Annotated in this window: 17 protein-coding genes; 12 read left to right on the top strand and 5 right to left on the bottom strand. The window is 45.5% G+C overall.

All coding sequences use genetic code 11. The features are described from left to right. Positions 1 to 16 precede the first annotated feature (16 nt). Both AC07M6_RS17685 and AC07M6_RS17680 read left to right on the top strand, forming a co-directional pair. Positions 17 to 664 (top strand): YceH family protein, encoded by a 648-nt coding sequence (locus AC07M6_RS17685; RefSeq protein ID WP_494891687.1) that lies wholly within the window; start codon positions 17 to 19, stop codon positions 662 to 664. Between the two features lie 329 nt (positions 665 to 993). Further along, positions 994 to 1,494, top strand: a complete 501-nt coding sequence (locus AC07M6_RS17680) for a DinB family protein (RefSeq protein ID WP_494891685.1) — start codon at positions 994 to 996, stop codon at positions 1,492 to 1,494. 381 nt (positions 1,495 to 1,875) lie between these two features. Here AC07M6_RS17680 and AC07M6_RS17675 read toward each other — a convergent pair whose 3' ends face one another. Further along, the gene (locus AC07M6_RS17675; protein ID WP_494891683.1) at positions 1,876 to 4,044 is read right to left on the bottom strand and encodes a YfbK domain-containing protein; all 2,169 of its coding nucleotides are present in this window, start codon (positions 4,042 to 4,044) and stop codon (positions 1,876 to 1,878) included. 256 nt (positions 4,045 to 4,300) lie between these two features. On the opposite strand from AC07M6_RS17675, the gene AC07M6_RS17670 reads away from it, so the two are divergent. Further along, entirely contained in the window at positions 4,301 to 4,873 is a 573-nt protein-coding gene (locus AC07M6_RS17670) for an RNA polymerase sigma factor (protein WP_494891681.1), read from the top strand. Next, the gene (locus AC07M6_RS17665) at positions 4,863 to 6,215 is read left to right on the top strand and encodes an energy transducer TonB (protein WP_494891679.1); all 1,353 of its coding nucleotides are present in this window, start codon (positions 4,863 to 4,865) and stop codon (positions 6,213 to 6,215) included. Before AC07M6_RS17670 ends, AC07M6_RS17665 begins: the two co-directional genes overlap by 11 nt. A 3-nt stretch (positions 6,216 to 6,218) precedes the next feature. Here the strand turns inward: AC07M6_RS17665 and AC07M6_RS17660 are convergent, their stop codons facing one another. Together AC07M6_RS17660 and AC07M6_RS17655 are read right to left on the bottom strand one after the other, a co-directional pair. Beyond that, positions 6,219 to 7,343 (bottom strand): thioredoxin-like domain-containing protein, encoded by a 1,125-nt coding sequence (locus AC07M6_RS17660; protein WP_494891677.1) that lies wholly within the window; start codon positions 7,341 to 7,343, stop codon positions 6,219 to 6,221. Positions 7,344 to 7,424: 81 nt separating this feature from the next. Continuing rightward, the gene (locus AC07M6_RS17655; protein ID WP_494891675.1) at positions 7,425 to 7,805 is read right to left on the bottom strand and encodes a hypothetical protein; all 381 of its coding nucleotides are present in this window, start codon (positions 7,803 to 7,805) and stop codon (positions 7,425 to 7,427) included. A gap of 134 nt (positions 7,806 to 7,939) precedes the next feature. Between AC07M6_RS17655 and rsgA the strand changes: the two genes are divergently transcribed. The 4 genes from rsgA (at position 7,940) to AC07M6_RS17635 (ending at position 10,720) form a co-directional block, all read left to right on the top strand. Further along, positions 7,940 to 8,860 (top strand): ribosome small subunit-dependent GTPase A, encoded by a 921-nt coding sequence (rsgA, locus tag AC07M6_RS17650; RefSeq protein WP_494891673.1) that lies wholly within the window; start codon positions 7,940 to 7,942, stop codon positions 8,858 to 8,860. A 51-nt stretch (positions 8,861 to 8,911) separates the two neighbouring features. Beyond that, on the top strand, positions 8,912 to 9,370 hold the full coding sequence (gene dtd, locus AC07M6_RS17645; protein WP_494891671.1) for a D-aminoacyl-tRNA deacylase: 459 nt from the start codon (positions 8,912 to 8,914) through the stop codon (positions 9,368 to 9,370). 107 nt (positions 9,371 to 9,477) lie between these two features. Further along, positions 9,478 to 9,810, top strand: a complete 333-nt coding sequence (locus AC07M6_RS17640) for a nucleotide pyrophosphohydrolase (protein WP_494891669.1) — start codon at positions 9,478 to 9,480, stop codon at positions 9,808 to 9,810. Position 9,811: 1 nt separating this feature from the next. Next, entirely contained in the window at positions 9,812 to 10,720 is a 909-nt protein-coding gene (locus tag AC07M6_RS17635; RefSeq protein ID WP_494891667.1) for a DUF4349 domain-containing protein, read from the top strand. 79 nt (positions 10,721 to 10,799) lie between these two features. On the opposite strand, the gene AC07M6_RS17630 is transcribed toward AC07M6_RS17635, so the two are convergent. Then, positions 10,800 to 11,444: a class I SAM-dependent methyltransferase gene (locus tag AC07M6_RS17630; protein WP_494891665.1), complete on the bottom strand. Its 645-nt coding sequence runs from the start codon at positions 11,442 to 11,444 to the stop codon at positions 10,800 to 10,802. 127 nt (positions 11,445 to 11,571) lie between these two features. Between AC07M6_RS17630 and AC07M6_RS17625 the strand changes: the two genes are divergently transcribed. Then, the gene (locus tag AC07M6_RS17625; RefSeq protein WP_494891663.1) at positions 11,572 to 12,786 is read left to right on the top strand and encodes a glycosyltransferase; all 1,215 of its coding nucleotides are present in this window, start codon (positions 11,572 to 11,574) and stop codon (positions 12,784 to 12,786) included. On the opposite strand, the gene AC07M6_RS17620 is transcribed toward AC07M6_RS17625, so the two are convergent. Then, positions 12,783 to 14,243, bottom strand: a complete 1,461-nt coding sequence (locus tag AC07M6_RS17620) for a YitT family protein (RefSeq protein ID WP_494891661.1) — start codon at positions 14,241 to 14,243, stop codon at positions 12,783 to 12,785. The two genes, AC07M6_RS17625 and AC07M6_RS17620, sit on opposite strands and share 4 nt — an antisense overlap. Positions 14,244 to 14,377: 134 nt before the next feature. Here AC07M6_RS17620 and AC07M6_RS17615 point away from each other — a divergent pair, with 134 nt between their 5' ends. From AC07M6_RS17615 to AC07M6_RS17605, 3 genes are all read left to right on the top strand, one after another. Next, positions 14,378 to 15,697, top strand: a complete 1,320-nt coding sequence (locus AC07M6_RS17615; protein WP_494891659.1) for a sensor histidine kinase — start codon at positions 14,378 to 14,380, stop codon at positions 15,695 to 15,697. Between the two features lie 82 nt (positions 15,698 to 15,779). Beyond that, positions 15,780 to 16,157, top strand: coding sequence for a response regulator (locus AC07M6_RS17610; RefSeq protein ID WP_494891657.1), 378 nt, complete (start codon positions 15,780 to 15,782; stop codon positions 16,155 to 16,157). Beyond that, positions 16,157 to 17,200: an adenylate/guanylate cyclase domain-containing protein gene (locus AC07M6_RS17605; RefSeq protein ID WP_494891656.1), complete on the top strand. Its 1,044-nt coding sequence runs from the start codon at positions 16,157 to 16,159 to the stop codon at positions 17,198 to 17,200. The genes AC07M6_RS17610 and AC07M6_RS17605 overlap by 1 nt, the downstream gene beginning before the upstream one ends. The last annotated feature ends 30 nt before the right edge of the window (positions 17,201 to 17,230 follow it).

The raw sequence follows: 17,230 nt of genomic DNA, 5'->3' as shown, positions 1-17,230 counted from the left end.
TTTTATATTTTAGCTAATGGATTCACCGAAGAAACTGCCTGTACTTGATGCCACCGAATTGCGTGTGCTTGGATCGTTAATGGAAAAGGCCCGCACTACGCCCGAATATTACCCCATGTCACTTAACGGATTGACCGCCGCCTGCAACCAAAAAACATCGCGTAAACCCGTGGTGCAATATGACGAAGGAACAGTTGCCCTGGCGCTCGATTCGTTGAAAAAACGGGGGTTGATCTCTACCGCTACCGGTGGATCAAGCCGTGCCGTGAAGTATAAGCATAACTTTGCCATTGTGTACCCGGTGCTGCCTGCCGAGGTTTGCATTATTTGCCTGCTGATATTGCGTGGCCCGCAAACCCCGGGCGAGATCAATACCAATTCGGGCAGGATGTATGAGTTTGAATCGATAGACGAAGTGCAGCAGATGCTGGAGAAGCTTGCCGCCGATGAACCGCCGTATTTAATGCAATTACCCCGCCGCCCCGGGCAAAAGGAAGTGCGTTACGCCCACCTGCTGGCAGGGATCCCGGAGATCAGCGATGATGAACCGGACATGCCCATTGTACATTCGGCCAGCGGACTGGAAGCCCGCGTTGCTAAACTGGAACAGGATTATGCCGAATTGAAAGCCGCCTTTGACCAATTGATGAAGGAGTTGACGTAGTTGTTAACCGAAGTTTCATTTTTGATAGGGGTTAACACAACTTAACATAATTCAAAGGAATTTTTAAGTTAAATAATTGACCATCAATAGCTTATACCATATTCGGAGCTAAAAAGTGTTAACCCTGAAAACAACCTAATTATTTAAAGATTTTAGAACCCCGCAAGGGGTTAAAGCTTTGTAGAAATAATAACATAGCCATCACCGGCCGTAGAAATAATCTTTTTATCTTATATATACTATTGTCGCAATCGGCCCTTTTATTGTCGTTTTCGCACGGTTGTGTTGCTGATATTGCCCTTAACTTTACATTAGTAAAACCAATTACCATGGCAGCAGACATTTTAGCAGAATTAAGCACAACCCGGGAAGGCTTTATAGCCAGCCTGCATTTGTTTACCCCCGAACAATTTAACACCGTACCATTTGAGGGCAGCTGGACCGCCGGACAGGTAGCCGAACATGTATATAAATCAGTTAAAGGGGTACCCTATCTTTTAAGCACCGAAGGGATTATCCCCAACCGCGATCCGGCATTGCATGTAGCCAGCCTGCGGCAAATGTTCCTTGATTTTAGCACTAAAATGAAATCGCCAAGTTTTATTTTACCGTCTGACGAGCCCAAGGACATGGACGCGTTGATCAGCTCCATAGACGATGAATTGAAAGCCATTATCAATACGGCTAAGGACAAGGATCTGACGCTGATCGTCAAGGATTTTGAGTTCCCGGGTTCAGGGCCGGTAAGCCGGCTGGAGCTGCTGAACTTTATTTCGGTGCATACACAAAGGCATGCGCATCAGTTGAGGAAGATTGGGGAGTGTTTTTGATCTATCATAATGTCATTGCGAGGTACGAAGCAATCGCACACCAGCAGAGCGGCTCTGTATAGTTCGTCCCGATAGTTATCGGGATACCTCGCAATGACAGATTTAGTGCATGTGGTGTCTCATGCTGAGCTTGTCGAAGCATGGTGGGTGGGCCTGCGCACGCACCCTTCGTACCTATCCATGACGTATCTATTTTAACCCCCATGTCATTTCGAACGAACCTGCGGAGGTAATGGGTTGGGGTGAGGAGAAATCTTATACGATTTACTTATCGCGCGTATAAGATTTCTCTTTCGCCCTCCCCGCAATCCCAGCCCTTGCTCTATCGAAATGACATCGTGGTTTTAACGTCATCCACACCTTTTAAGTTCCACCGGGCCTCTACTTCCCTGCAGCCAGCGCCTCCCCTTTAACCATTAAACTTGCACTTTCGGCCAGGCGCACAAATTCCGACCGGTAGCCTTCCTCATCGTTACCTTTGGCTGCTTTGGCTATCGCAATGGCCTGCTGATAGGTAGCTTTACCTTTATAGTCTGATTGGCGCAGCAGCATACCTATTTCGGCAACAGCGGCGGCAAAACGGTAATCGGCAGATAGTTTATCGAAATCCCGTGGGGTGTCCTTCACCACAAACTCGCTCATTTTGCTTACCGAACCCTGCGGTTCTTTGTAGCGGAACTTTACCGTCAGCATCTCATCGGATAAAGATCCGGCCGGGGCTTTATCCACCTTCTGGTATTTCAGCGGATCCACACTGCCCGCGTAATCATCCTTTATCCCGGCGGGGATAATCTCGTAAAAAGCAGTCACCGTATGTCCCGATCCCATATCGCCGGCATCTTTTTTATCATTATTAAAATCTTCTTTAGCCAATATCCGGTTCTCGTAACCCAGCAGGCGATAAGCCTGTACTTTGGCCGGGTTAAATTCAATTTGCAGCTTTACATCCTTAGCCACGGTAAACATGGTGCCGCCAAACTCGCTCACCAATGCTTTATGGGCTTCGGTAATGTTGTCGATATAAGCATAGTTGCCGTTGCCCTTATCGGCCAGCGTTTCCATTTTACTGTCTTTATAATTACCCATACCAAAACCCATAATGGACAGGTCAACGCCACTCTCCCGCTCTTTGGTGATCAGTTGCTCCATACTTTCGTCGCTGCTGGCGCCTACGTTAAAATCGCCGTCGGTAGCTAAAACAATACGGTTATTCCCGCCTTTCTTAAAATTCTCGCGGGCTACTTTATAAGCCAGCATAATACCCGCGCCACCGGCGGTTGATCCGCCCGCGCTTAAATTATCTATCGCATTATTTATTTTCTCTTTTTGATCACCGGCGGTGGCAGGCAATACCAAACCGGCGTTACCCGCATACACCACTATGGCAACCTTATCCTGCGGACGCAATTGCTCAACCAGCATTTTCATGGATGTTTTTACCAAAGGGAGTTTATTTTCCTCATTCATCGATCCGGAAACATCTATCAAAAAAACCAGGTTTGATGCCGGCAGTTTATCGGTTGGGATAGTACGCGCCTTTAAACCAATACGCAGTAAGCGGTGATTGGTATTCCATGGAGCGGCGGCAAGCTCGGTGACAATTGCCACCGGCCCGTCGTCCTTTGGTTCAGGTAATTGATATTTAAAATAATTGATCATTTCCTCGATACGAATGGCATCGGCCGGGGGCAAATGCCCCCCATTAATAAAGCGGCGGATGTTACTGTACGATGCATTATCCACATCAACCGAAAAGGTAGATAGTGGATTATCCTTAGGGTTTTGATACTTGTTTTCGATCAATGTGGCGTATGATTCATCCCTTATATCGGGAGTAGTAGCCATGTTAAGTATTTTATTAGGATCGCCGCTTTTTACACCTGTCATTGCGGTCTGATTGCCATAGTCATCTATTACCTGCAACTTTTCAATGATATCCGCTGGCAGGTTTCGGATACCTTGTTTTGCATCGCCGCCGGCGTAATCTTTGCCATTAACGTGCACTTTAGTTACCTGCTGGCCCTGGTGGGTGATGCTACCGTTGGCGTTTACCTGTATGCCTTGCATTTTTCTAAGCAAATCATTGGTGGTTGCACTTTGGCGTACTTTGTAATCGCTGGCCTTGTATGCTGTCTTGTCGGTTTTATAGTTCACCGCAGGAGCGCCGTTGATGGCTACTTCCCGCAAAAAAATCTGCTCCGGTTTAAGTACGATGGTGCCCAGCGAGATCTTTTTAAGTGAATTATTATTGGCAAATTTTTTCACCAGCGACTGGTAACCGATACTGGTAAAAGTGAGCACAAACGTGGCGCTTTTTACGTGGCTGAACGTAAACTCGCCGGTTGCATTGGTTGCCACAGTCAGGCTTTCTTTACCCGACTGTAGTTTTACAGTGACGCCAGGTATGGTTGTTCCGGTAGTGTCTTTTACTATCCCGGTAACGGTCCTTGCTATTGGGTTGGTAGCCGTATTGGCCACGCCGGGTGCGTTTTGGGCCAACAACCGGCCGGCTGTCAGCATACACATGAGTAGAATAATTGCTTTTTTCATAGTGTTTAAGTGTTAATCGGTAATACCATTACCGGGGTTTAATAATTGAACTGTTTTTTTGTGCACAACTTAAAAGTAGCCGGCTAACCCATCCAAAAATTGAAATAGAGATGAACCGGCTTTAAAATCAGATGCTTACCTGTAAAATAATCGACATTGTGATTGTCAGTGCCGCTATCTTCCTCCTTTTATTCCGGATGCGGGCGTTTACCTATTTCCATAAACCATTAAAAAAATTTAATTTGATGCCGATAAAATGAGCGTATTCGGGCCTACAGTTAAGTACAACGAAGCAGAGGATTTAAAGCTGCTGGAACTTTACCGCAAAAGCGGCGATATTGCCGTGCTTGGTAAGCTGTATAAACCGTATATGGGCCTGGTTTATGGTGTTTGCCTTAAATACTTAAAGGACGAAGAGCAGAGTAAAGATGCCGTAATGCAGATATTTGAGGAACTGGTTGATAAGGCCGCCAGGCACGAGGTAAAGCAGTTTAGGGGCTGGCTGTATGTGCTTACCCGAAACCATTGCCTGATGCAATTACGGGCGGCAAAAAAACTGGATGTAATTAGTATGGACGATGTTATGGAAAATACATTGGTTTTGCATCCTGATGATGAGCATAAAGAAGAAACAATGAACGCGCTGGAGCGCTGCATGGAAAAATTGCCTGCAGCGCAAAAACAAAGCGTAAATTTGTTTTATTACAAAGAACAATGCTATAAGGAAATTGCCGACCAAACCGGCTATACTTTAAACGAGGTAAAAAGCTATATCCAAAACGGCAAGCGGAATTTGAAAATTTGTTTGGAAAAGAACAGTGGGCGCTAAAAAAACAGACATATCGCAAATCAGGAAGTACCTTAACGGGGAGCTTGATGCCCGTACCATGCACCAACTGGAGCGCGAGGCACTGGACGATCCCTTTTTGATGGATGCCATAGCCGGGTATGAAGAAGCCCCCGGCGCACAGCAAGATCCGCTGAATGATCTGGACACCCGCCTGCAACAGCGCATCAGCCAAAGTAAAACCCGTAAAATTATCCCCTGGAAATATTATGCGGCGGCGGCTTCTGTTTTAATTATGTTTTCGCTGGGATATCTGTTATGGCCGGACAGGCAGGCGCCGGAAAATGAGCAGATGGCCGCTAATACCACTGCATCTGCAACAGATCATACTGTTAAGGTTCCCGATACTTTATTAAAACCCGCTACTAAAGAGAACATGATAGCCGCGGTGCCTTCGCCGCAAGTTATAACAAAGCGCCGGCCAGAGTTTAAAGCCGCCCTCCCTATAACACAGGGGGATGCAACAGTAACTGCTGAAGACCATGGCGACAATGCGGCCAATAAACCTGTTATAGACGAAAGCTTTACAAGGAAAGCTGCGGTAAAGCAAGATGGTGAGTTGAATGCCCTTATGAAAGATAAAAAGGTTGATACAACCTTATTTGCCGCGTCTGAACTTAAGAAAAGGGCCAAAGACAGCACCTACTTAAAAGAAATAACTATCCCGGGACGGGACGTGCTTGCAAAAAATGAAGCAAAAGGCAACACATACGGACTTAGTACACAAACCTTGCAGGGTAAGGTAACCGGGGCGGAGGTAACTACGCCGAAAAAAATAAGCGGCACCGTATTAAGCGATCTGGGCCTGCCTTTACCGGGCGCGAATGTGATTGTAAACGGCACTCAAAAAGCAACGCAGACCGACGCGCAGGGCCGGTTCTCGATAACGGCAGATGGCCAGGCCATGCTGGATGTCCGGTCTATAGGGTATCAAACCAAACGTGTTAAAGTCAATGCGTATGACAGTCTTAAAATAGCCCTTAACCCCGATAATAGGGCATTAGCCGAAGTGGTGACCGTTGGTTACGGGAAAAGCAAAGCCGCCGATGTGATTAAAGAGGCGCACCCGCAAACAGGCTGGGATAACTATAATCAATATTTAAAACGCGCGGCCATCACTACCGACGCCAATACGGGCACCGTCCGCCTCGCCTTCACGGTTGGTGCAAAAGGTGCCTTAAGCGATGTTCATATCACCAAAGGCGTAAACGAAACCCTGAATAATAGAGCCATTGAGCTGGTTAAAAACGGACCGGCCTGGATACCCGATATCAGCGGGAAACCGAAGACGGTTAAGCTTAAAATAGCTTTTACAAAAGAGTAAGAGCTATTTACCGGCAGGCATTAATTTAGCTACTGCTGTTTCTAAGCTGCCTTTCCCATCCTTGTTTTTACCATAGCCCGACCATTTGGAAATGATCTTCCCTTCGGGACCTATCAACACAAAGGTGGGATAACCGGTTACGCCGTATTTTAAAATAGTTTCGCCATAGGGGCCTTTGCCATCCCACAAACTTAGCCATGCGGGCTGGTCGCGGTTTAATCCTTTAAGCCAGGTATCTTTGCCCCCATCGCCCGAAAAGGTGACTATCGCCAGCTCATCCTTATATTGTTTGGCCATTAAATGCAGATCGGTTAACGACTGGATACAGGGGCCGCAATACGTGGTAGAAAAATCGAGCAAAACGTACTTGCCTTTAAAATCGGTTAGGCGGTGTTTTTGGCCGTTTTTATCAAGCGCCTCAAAATCAACACTGTTATCGCCCTTTTTTAAAATATTGCCCACTTTTAAATAGGTAGCTATGCGCTGTGCAAACTGGCTGCGCTTAAATTCGGGGGTTAGCGAGGTGTAAAGTTGCTGAAGGCTATCCTTAGGGAATTTGTTTTTTAGGTAGAACAATTCGTGCAAGCCCTCGTAAGTATTTAAGTGGGAAATGATAAACGCTTTCCTTACCGCGTCATCGGCGTTGTCAAGCTTGCCAATAACCTTCCATATTTGCTTCCCTTTTATTTCGGCGCTATCACCTTTAAGGGTAAAGTAATCCTGCAGTAACTGGTTGCGTTTTTTATAGTTTGCCTTGGTTAAATTAACCTGCAAATTATGCACATCCTGAATTTTTGACCCGGTGATAGACAGATCGAACGGAAAATCCTTTGCATCGCCTTTAATGGTTAAATTATCGTTCCCGATGAGCAAAGTGGTATAATAGGAATTTTTGTTAGCGGTGGCATAGATCCATAAAGATTTAGGGGCATCGGATATTTTCCCCCTCATCTCAAACCGGTTGTTTTTCAGCACAGCGCTATCGATATCCGAATCTACATCCAGATCCTTCAGATAAAATTTAGTGTTATCCGGGAAACCGGTAACTTCTGCCCTGATAAGGTATTGTTGCGCCACTGCGGCCTGTACCAGGCCGGTGATTAAAAGAAACAGTAATGCTTTTTTCATGTGTATGGTATCGGTAATAATAGCTTACACCAAATGACGCCGGTTAAAACCAAATGTTGCAGGGCTTAAGGCCTTTATCCCCTACTTAAACATATCTTTTACCGATAGTTTTACTTTATAGGGTATGTCCTTGTTTGATGAAAAAGCATAAGTGTTTTCAATTACCAGTGTACTTCCGGGCGCTATGGCCTTACCTGCGCCGGCATTGGTTTCGGCTATAATATCATCCGCGCCATCTACATATTTGGCTGTAACCAAAAAGGTGGAGATCACTTCCTTTGTATCATTTTTTATGGTGGCCGATACATAATATTGCCCTTTAAACTTATTAAAAGTGTCCTTAGCGCTTACAATGTGCAGCCCTTCGGTCGATTTATCATATACTAATTCGGTTTTATGTACCGGATCGCTGCAGGCATAAATCAGCGCCAAGGGCAGGCAAAGGAATAATAGCTTTTTCATAGAGTAAATATAGCGATAGGAGGCGAAAGCGGAAAGGTAAAAGGTTAGCCAGCGTTTAAGATTAGCGGTGCTCCATTTCGCCGCGTCAATTTGTATAAGCCTATATTAGCTCAAATGCGTAATTTTACCGCCTTATGCAGGGACTCATCATTAAATCAACCGGAAGCTGGTACCAGGTACAAACACCTGATGGCCGCAGGGTTGAAGCACGTATTAAAGGCAAGTTCCGCATTAAAGGCTTAACTACAACCAACCCCCTTGCCGTGGGCGACCATGTTGATTTTGAGTTTGAGCCCGGCAGCGATAACGCCGTTATTAACCACCTGCACCCCCGCAAAAATTATATCATCCGCAAATCCATCAATCTGTCTAAACAGGCGCAGATCATCGCCGCCAACCTGGATCAGGCCTACCTGGTGGTTACACTGGCCTCGCCGCGTACCTCGCTGGGTTTTATCGACCGCTTTTTGGTAACTGCCGAAGCCTACGATATCCCCGCCATGCTGATCTATAATAAACTGGATTTGTTTAGCGATGAGGGTTTGGAAATACTGGCCGACCATAAAAGTATTTACGAAAACATCGGTTATCCCTGTTATGAGGTATCGGCTTTGGCAGGGACTAATATTGATGTGATACAGCAGTTGATTAACAATAAAACCACTTTGTTTTCGGGGCACTCGGGCGTTGGTAAATCCAGTCTGATCAATGCCCTGCTGCCCGAACTGGCTATCCGCACCGGAGAAGTATCCGACTGGAGCGATAAAGGGATGCACACCACCACCTTTGCCGAGATGCACCAACTACCCGGCGGCGGTTTTATTGTGGATACGCCTGGCATCCGCGAGTTGGGTGTGATAGATATTGAGCAGGGTGAGCTGAGCCACTTTTTCCCCGAAATGCGCGACCGGATGAACCAGTGCCGTTTTAACAACTGCCGCCATATTAACGAGCCCGGCTGCGCCATTGTAGCGGCGGTGGAAGCATATGAAATAGCATTATCACGTTACGAGAGTTACCTGAGCATTTACCATGGTAATGATACCAGGGCCTAAGCCCCCCGGCCCCCTAAAGGGGGAGTTTACTTTATTTTTTATATTCGCTTTATGCGCGCAGTAATACAACGTGTTTCCCAGGCATCATGCACGGTTAATGGCAACATCACCGGGCAAATTGGCAATGGCTTTTTAGTACTATTAGGCATTGAGGATGCCGATACCAATGATGACCTGCAGTGGCTGGCCCAAAAGATTGTAGGCATGCGTGTTTTTGGCGATGAGAATGGATTAATGAATAAAGCCCTTGCAGATGTTAATGGCGATATCCTGCTGATCTCGCAGTTTACCCTGTTTGCCCAAACCAAAAAGGGGAACCGGCCATCGTTTATCCGTGCGGCTAAGCCTGATAAAGCTATACCGATGTACGGGCAAATGATTGAAACATTATCCGGCCTGACCGGCAAAAAAATAGCTACCGGGATATTCGGTGCAGATATGCAGATTGCCCTGGTGAATGACGGGCCGGTTACTATTGTAATGGATACCCGCGATAAGGACAATCACTAATACGCCCTACTCCACCAAAATTATTTTATATTAACCACAATAATTTATATAACTAAATAGTTAGTTATATAAATTACATCATTTCTTTCACGCTGTAATTTACCAATATGACCATTAACCAAGCCCAGCAATTAGTAGATAACTGGATCAAAACTACCGGAATCCGCTATTTTAACGAGTTGACCAATACCGCCATCCTAATGGAAGAAGTTGGCGAGGTAGCCCGCATTATGGCCCGTCAGTACGGCGAGCAATCCTTCAAAAAATCGGATACCGAGGTTAACCTGGCCGACGAAATGGCCGACGTGCTTTTTGTGCTGATATGCCTGGCCAACCAAACCGGCATTAACCTCACCGAAGCGCTGGAGAAAAACCTGGAAAAGAAAAGCATCCGCGATGCCGACCGCCACCGCGACAACGAGAAACTAAAACCTAAGTGATATGAAAAAGTTGTTATTGATCTTCCTGGTGTTATCCGGTCTGCAATCGTGTAAACATGGTGCCGATGCCGATAAAGTTATGGTTTCACAAATGCGGTTCCCGCCTCCCGTGGTTAAACCCGATGAGGAAATAATGGAAAAAGAACCCTCGAGGGATGTAGCATTAAAAATAGTCGATCCGGGACCTAAATCGAATGCCGGATATTCAGGATCAGCAAACCCGGGCATAGTAAAGGATACCGCCAAAAAGATCATTAAACACGGTGATATTAGTTTTGAGACCGGTAATATCGCCCAAACACGTAAAATCATTATCGCTTCCCTAAAAAAAGCGGGCGGCTACCTGTCCGAAGAAAATGAATCGAACAACAGTGAAGAGAACCGCAAAGAGTATGTACTAAAAACCCGTATCCCGGCTAAATATTTCGACACGTTTTTAAGTGATGTAGCATCAGCCGCTACACAGATCGATAGCAAGAACATCAGTTCGCGCGATGTAACTACCCTGTTTATTGATATGAGTACCCGCCTGCAAAACAAAAAACTGCTGGAGGCCCGATACTTGTCGCTGCTGAAACAGGCTAACCGCATGGGCGATATTTTACAGGTAGAAAATAAACTGAGCGAGATCCGCAGCGAAATAGAATCGGAACAGGGGCAACTGAATTATTTGAGTAAACAAGTGGCTTACAGTTCGCTGGATATTACTTTTTATACCAGGCATATCGCACCCGTTGATAAAGGGTACGGTGCCTGGTACAAATTTAAACGAGCGCTAAGCGAGGGCTGGGATACATTAACCGGCTGGTTTTTTGGATTGATATCCTTATGGCCTGTATTAATAGTTATTGGCTTGCTGATTGTACTCTTTAAAAAATGGCGCAAACGCAGGAAAGCTGTACAGGCATAAAGTAAAAAGTGCGCCTGATAAATCGGGCGCGCTTTTGATATAACCCCTCTGTTTTTTGGAAAGGACAGGGTAAGATCAATTATTTAACCGCTTCCAGTTTTACGCACAGGTCAAAGCGTTTTTTGTTTTCAACCAGTTTAAACATCGGGTCTTCCGAGTCGTTAAATTCAATTTCGCGGATGGTTTTAAAGCCAACCTTTTGCAACTCGTTAATGGTAGCTTCCTTATCCCAAAGCCACAGGTGGTTCAGATAACCATAAGCCAGTTTTGATACCGCTTTCAGGTTTTTAGGGCGCTCTTCCATGGCCATCAATGTCCGTTTGATAAACCTTATAGATGCTTCGGCATCGCCTTTTTCCTTATCTGCTATATAATCATCAACCAGCACCTTCAAATCGGGCATAATAAGTCGGAAACGGCCGCCTGGTTTCAGCATTTTGTAGCTATTGGCAATCGCTTTCCTAAAATCAGCTAATGACATGTGCTCCAGCACGTGCGAGCAGTAAACGCCATCGGCGCTATTATCGGCTATGCCTGGCAAACCCACGGTCACATCGCCATAGTTCACATTTTTATCAAATACCTGCCCAAGGGCGTTTTTCATTAGCCAGCCTAATACTGGTGTTTTTTGGATGCGTAGGGTTGGCGAAACATCAAAGTTCCTCCATTCTTCGGGTGCGCATTGTCCGCAACCGTAATGCACGTACAATTTCTTCTCTTCCATCTTAATTTAACGAAAAGTTTATTCAATAAAGCAACCCCCTTCAAGTTTGTACGTGTCCTTGATCAAAATTGTTGTAAAAACAACACATTTAACAAATATAATCCTGATTTTTACAATACAGACCATCATGATGACCAACAGAAATATCATATGCCTTAGCAGTACCGAATGGGGTGGCAACTACATAAAGGCTACTGTGGAGTTAATGAAGGAACTGGCTACCGGCAATAACCTGCTGTTTGTAAATAGCCCCTATACTATTAAAGATATTTTTGATGGTTTGCGCGGCCGTAAAGATGTGGAATTAGGCCGTTCCCTGGGTTTAAAAAGCCGCGTCAATAAAATCACTTTGTCTAACGGCGGTACCGTACACCTGTTTACGCCGCCGCCAGTGATCACTATTAATTTTTTGCCCGAGGGCGCCCTGTACCAAACCCTTTTAAAGTTTAATGGCTGGCTGCTTAGGATAACGGCTGCCAAAGCGCTGAAAAAACTGGGTATGACTGCCGACCTGATCAATTTTGTAGCCTTTAACCCGGGCATGGGGGTAGTTACCGGCCGGCGCTTTAACGAGAAAACGCTGATCTATCATTGTTATGATGAAATGCGTGGCGCCAGTCCATGGCTCCAAAAACACGGCGTTGCCCTGGAAGACCGCTTTTTAAAAATGGCCGATGGTGTAATTGTTACTTCCAAAGGCTTGTACCAGGCTAAAAAAGACGCGAGCAAGGCCTGCTATGTGGTAAAGAACGCCGTAAATATCGACCTATTCAGCAAGGGCTTTCATACTGATGTTGCGGCCGAAAAAGTGGTGGGATATATTGGCAGTATTGACGAACGGCTGGATTATGACCTGCTGTTACACCTAATTGAGCACATGCCCGATACGCGATTTGTTTTTGTAGGCCGCATCACTACTGAACTGGCCGGACAGGAGTCCTTAAAAAGACACCCCAACGTGGTATTTACGGGCGCTAAAACGCCCGATGAATTGCCCGGATATCTCAAAACATTTTCGGCCGGTATTATCCCCTTTGTTAAAAGCGATTTTACCAAGGGCATTTATCCTATGAAAATTAACGAATACCTGGCCGCCGGTCTGCCGGTGATCAGTACCGATTTCAGTAACCTGGACGATTTTGAGGGCATTATTAAAATAACGGGGGATAAAGCAACCTTCCTGAACGATCTGCAAACCGAACTGGCTACAGACAATCCTGAAAAACGGAACGGCCGGCTGGAAATAGCCAAACAAAATACCTGGACAGTAAGGGCAGGCGAGCTATCAGTCGCCATTGAAAAAATTGAGCAGGCCAAAGCCGGTACCGGTAAATTTATTTAATGGCGCGGCTTGCGTTTAAGTACGCCGCCGGCCGCTTCTTTAATGGTACTGGTAAAAATAAAGGCTTTAGGATCAATATCGTGCACCAGGTTACGTAAACGCCGCACTTCCAAACGGGTTACTATGGTAAAAACAATATCAACCGGCTGGCTGATATCAAAGCTATCTTTTAAAAAGCCGCGCTCGCCTTTATAAACGGTAATTCCCCGGCCAAGCGTCATCACTAATTGCTCTTTAATCTGCTGGCTCTCGCCCGAAATAATGGTTACGCTGGTATACTCCTCCAACCCTTCAATCACAAAGTTAATAGTGCGCGATGCCGTATAATAGGTCAGTATAGAATATAAAGCGGTAGGCAAACCTAATTCAAGTGCGGCGATAAGAAAAATAATAATGTTTATCCCTAAAATAATTTCGCTGATGGTGAAGCTGATCCGGCGGCCGGTATAAAGCGCCAGCACCTCAATACCATCCAGCGCGCAGCCACCCCGGATAGCCATACCGATACCTATCCCCATAAAAGCGCCGCCGAAAATAGAGACCAGTAACTTGTCGGATGTGATTTGCGGGTAATGGATAAACGACAAGCACAAACCAAGCCCTATTATGGCTACAATAGTTTTTATAGCAAAGCTTTTATTGATCTGGAACGCGCCCATAATAATAAAAGGGAGGTTGCACAGCACAATTACATAGGCAATGTTAAAATGGTAAAGCTCGTGCAATAAAAGCGAGATGCCGGTTACGCCGCCATCAAAAAACTGATTGGGTATCAAAAAGCTTTGCAGGGCAAAACCGCAAAACATAATACCTGTAATAATATAAACGGTATCAATTAACCAATGAGGTAAGTGTGGCCTTTTCAAAGTTTTTGTATGATTATGTAGTTGTAGTTTAATTTTTGCTAAGTTAATCTCTTTTTGCGCTTGCCGTGTGTTAATTGCTGTTTGGGTAAAATAATGATGGTTTTCCATAAATTTTACCTGGGCGATATCCCACTCCTGTTTATGGCCAATTTTACCGGCCAAAGCCAGTTCTTTGTAAAGCTTATCGCTGATGGGGAAAAAATCATCCCGTCCCAGGTAGTCCAGGTCGGCATCGCATAATATCTGTTCCAGGTGGTTACGCGGCGATTGCGGCATCCGTGTAGCCCTGATCAGTCCGCAAATCACCTCTATATCATCATCGCTATATTCAAATCGCGGCAACGTTTCCCTCGCTATCCGGCACGATTCTTCTTCATGCCCATCAGGGCCCACTAAAAAGCCCGTATCGTGATACCAGGCTGCCGTTAGCAGCCATTTCATTTGCGTACCGGTTATACCTTCCTGCCGGCCAATCCGTTCAGCGGCACGGTAAACATCCAGGATATGATCGGTGTGGTGATAGGTAAAATGCGCCGGCAACTCCTGCTGCAACCTGTTTAAAATAAATTCGCCGGCCTGTTCAAACAGCATGTTGGTATGTTTTTACGGCTTAAATATATTAAAATGTTTTATTCGTTGTTGATAGCTTGCGTATTCAAAATCCATGCACATATGCCCAATTAGGTTTAAATAATTATCTTTACTCAACCCAAGCATTATAAAGCATGCATTTTTTCTATTTCCTGGCTACTTTTCTTTTATCTATGCGCCTCCGTAAGGTGCTGAAATTTTCGCCCATATATCCTAAATGGAGAAATGTGTTGAATTATGGCGGCTGGGGCTCCTTACTTCTTTTTTTCGCGGCATCAAGTATTCCCAGCGAGGCCGGTAAAGTAATTGTTGGCAGCCTGATACTTTTAGGTGCGCTGGTGTACCTGCAAAAACAACCTGATTTCGAGCCGTTCAACTTTTTTATAGTCGCACATTATCCGTTGGTGGCTGTGGGATTAATCAGCAGCCTTACGCGGCTTATCGCTTTCGATTTTTATGAAGAGGAGCAAAGCTATTTTGTATATAGCGTATTTATTGCTTTTGCCTGGATTTTTATCCGTTGGTCAACATCCAAAAAGCAGCAGGAAGAATTAAAAATGGCCACCCTGCGTAACAACGAACTGGACAGGTTAGTAGCCGAACGCACTGCCGAACTCACCAACCAAAAAAACGAATTGCAGGAAACCCTAAAGCTGCTGCAAGCCACACAGGCGCAACTCATACAGCAGGAAAAACTGGCCTCGTTGGGCGAGCTAACGGCGGGCATAGCGCACGAGATCCAAAACCCGCTAAACTTCGTCAATAATTTCTCGGAGGTGAGTATGGAACTGATAGATGAGATGGGGGAAGAATTGAACAAAGGCGATAAGGAAGAAGCCATGGCCATAGCCGGCGATATTAAGCAAAACCTGGAGAAGATCATCCATCACGGCAAACGGGCTGATGGCATTGTTAAAGGTATGCTGCAGCATAGCCGGGCCAGCAGCGATACCAAAGAGCCTACCAATATCAATACCCTGGCCGACGAGTATTTCCGGCTGGCCTATCATGGCTTACGGGCAAAGGATAAAACGTTTAATGCCGACCTGGTAACCCATTATGCCGATAACCTGCCCATGCTCACTATTGTACCGCAGGATGTGGGACGGGTATTGCTAAACCTGTTCACCAACGCTTTCTACGCCGTCCATCAAAAGCGAAAAACAGCGGGTGCTGATTATAAGCCAGCAGTTGAAGTGGGTACAAGCGCGGTAAACGGGGGGATCATCATCAAGGTAAAAGATAATGGTACAGGTATACCCGATGCCATAAAGGAAAAAATAATGCAGCCCTTTTTTACAACCAAGCCAACCGGCGAGGGTACAGGACTGGGCTTATCATTAAGCTATGATATTGTAGTGAAAGCGCACGGGGGCAAAATAGACCTGGATAGCAAGGAGGGCGAGTATACCGAATTTACCATTTACCTGCCCTTAAAACAGGTTGTTAAGTAGCTATATATTGAGCCGCGGCCTTTTGTTAATTTTGCCCGGTACATTTCCTGCGGTTGCAGGCGTTATATATTTATAAAAATCTATGAAAATACTGGTTGTTGATGATGAGGCTGATGTACAGCCATTATTTTTGCAACGTTTCCGCAAAGAGATCCGCGAGCACGAGATGGAATTTGAGTTTGCCTTATCGGGCGAAGAAGCGCTGGACTATCTGAAAGAAAAGCATTCGGAAGTAGTATTGATATTATCGGATATTAATATGCCGGGCATGAGCGGTATCGATCTGCTATCGAAAATAAGGCACGACTATGATACCCCGCCACCTGTGGTAATGATGATAACCGCTTATGGTGACGAAGAGAACCATAAGCAGGCTATGGAAAACGGTGCCGATGATTTTTTAACAAAGCCGCTTGATTTTAATTTATTAAAAGAAAAACTTAAAAACTTTAAGATATAATGGCCAAGATACTGGTAGTGGATGATGAAGCTGATTTGGAACTGCTGGTAAAGCAAAAGTTCAGGCGTAAGATCAGGGAAAATATATACGAATTTATCTTCGCGCAAAATGGCGAGGAGGCATTGCAAAAAGTAAAAGAACATGCCGACCTGGATATCATCCTGAGTGATATTAATATGCCGGTAATGGATGGGCTTACACTACTAAGCCGCCTGCCCGAAGCTAACCCCATGATAAAGGCGATAGTAGTATCGGCCTATGGCGATATGCAGAATATACGCACCGCCATGAACCGGGGCGCTTTTGATTTTGTGGTAAAACCGGTTGATTTTGACGACCTTGACCTTACGATGGAAAAAACCATCACCTATGTTAAGCAATTACAGGATACCATCAGGGCCATTAAAGAAAACAACATCCTGAAAATGTACGTGGATGAGAACGTGCTAAACTTTATGACCCATAAGGAGTTTGAAGGCAGCTTGTTAAAGAACGAGGTGCTGGAGGCTACCGTGATGTTTGTTGACGTATGCGGCTTTACATCGATTACCGAGCAGGTGCCTGCAAACGAAGTGGTAAACCTGCTTAACGGTTTGTTTGATAAAATTGTAAAGGAGATTATTGCCCAGGGCGGCCACGTAGATAAGTTTATGGGCGATGCAGTTATGGCCGTTTTCAGGGGTGGGTACCACCTGGACAGGGCTATTGATACAGCGCTGGCCGTAAGGGAGCAAATGACCGGCATAGCCTCCATCAGCATGGGCGATAAAACCTATCAGCCCGAAATTGCCATAGGCGTCAACTCGGGCGAAATGGTATCGGGCAATATTGGCTCGGCATCGTTAAAACGCCTGGATTATACCGTTATTGGCGATGTGGTAAACCTGGCGCAGCGCCTGCAAGGCACCGCGAAGGCCGGGCAGATCATTATCACCGAAGAAATATATCACCAGGCAAAAGAGTCTTTCAAATGCGAAAAGATAGGCGAGGTTAGCCTTAAAAATAAAGCCAAACCGGTAACCATATACAACGTTATCGAATAAAGATCGGCCCGGTACTATCTTACCTTAATT

The organism is Mucilaginibacter sp. GW821-FHT07H05 (assembly GCF_059418485.1).
This window is presented reverse-complemented; position numbering and strand designations above follow the sequence as displayed.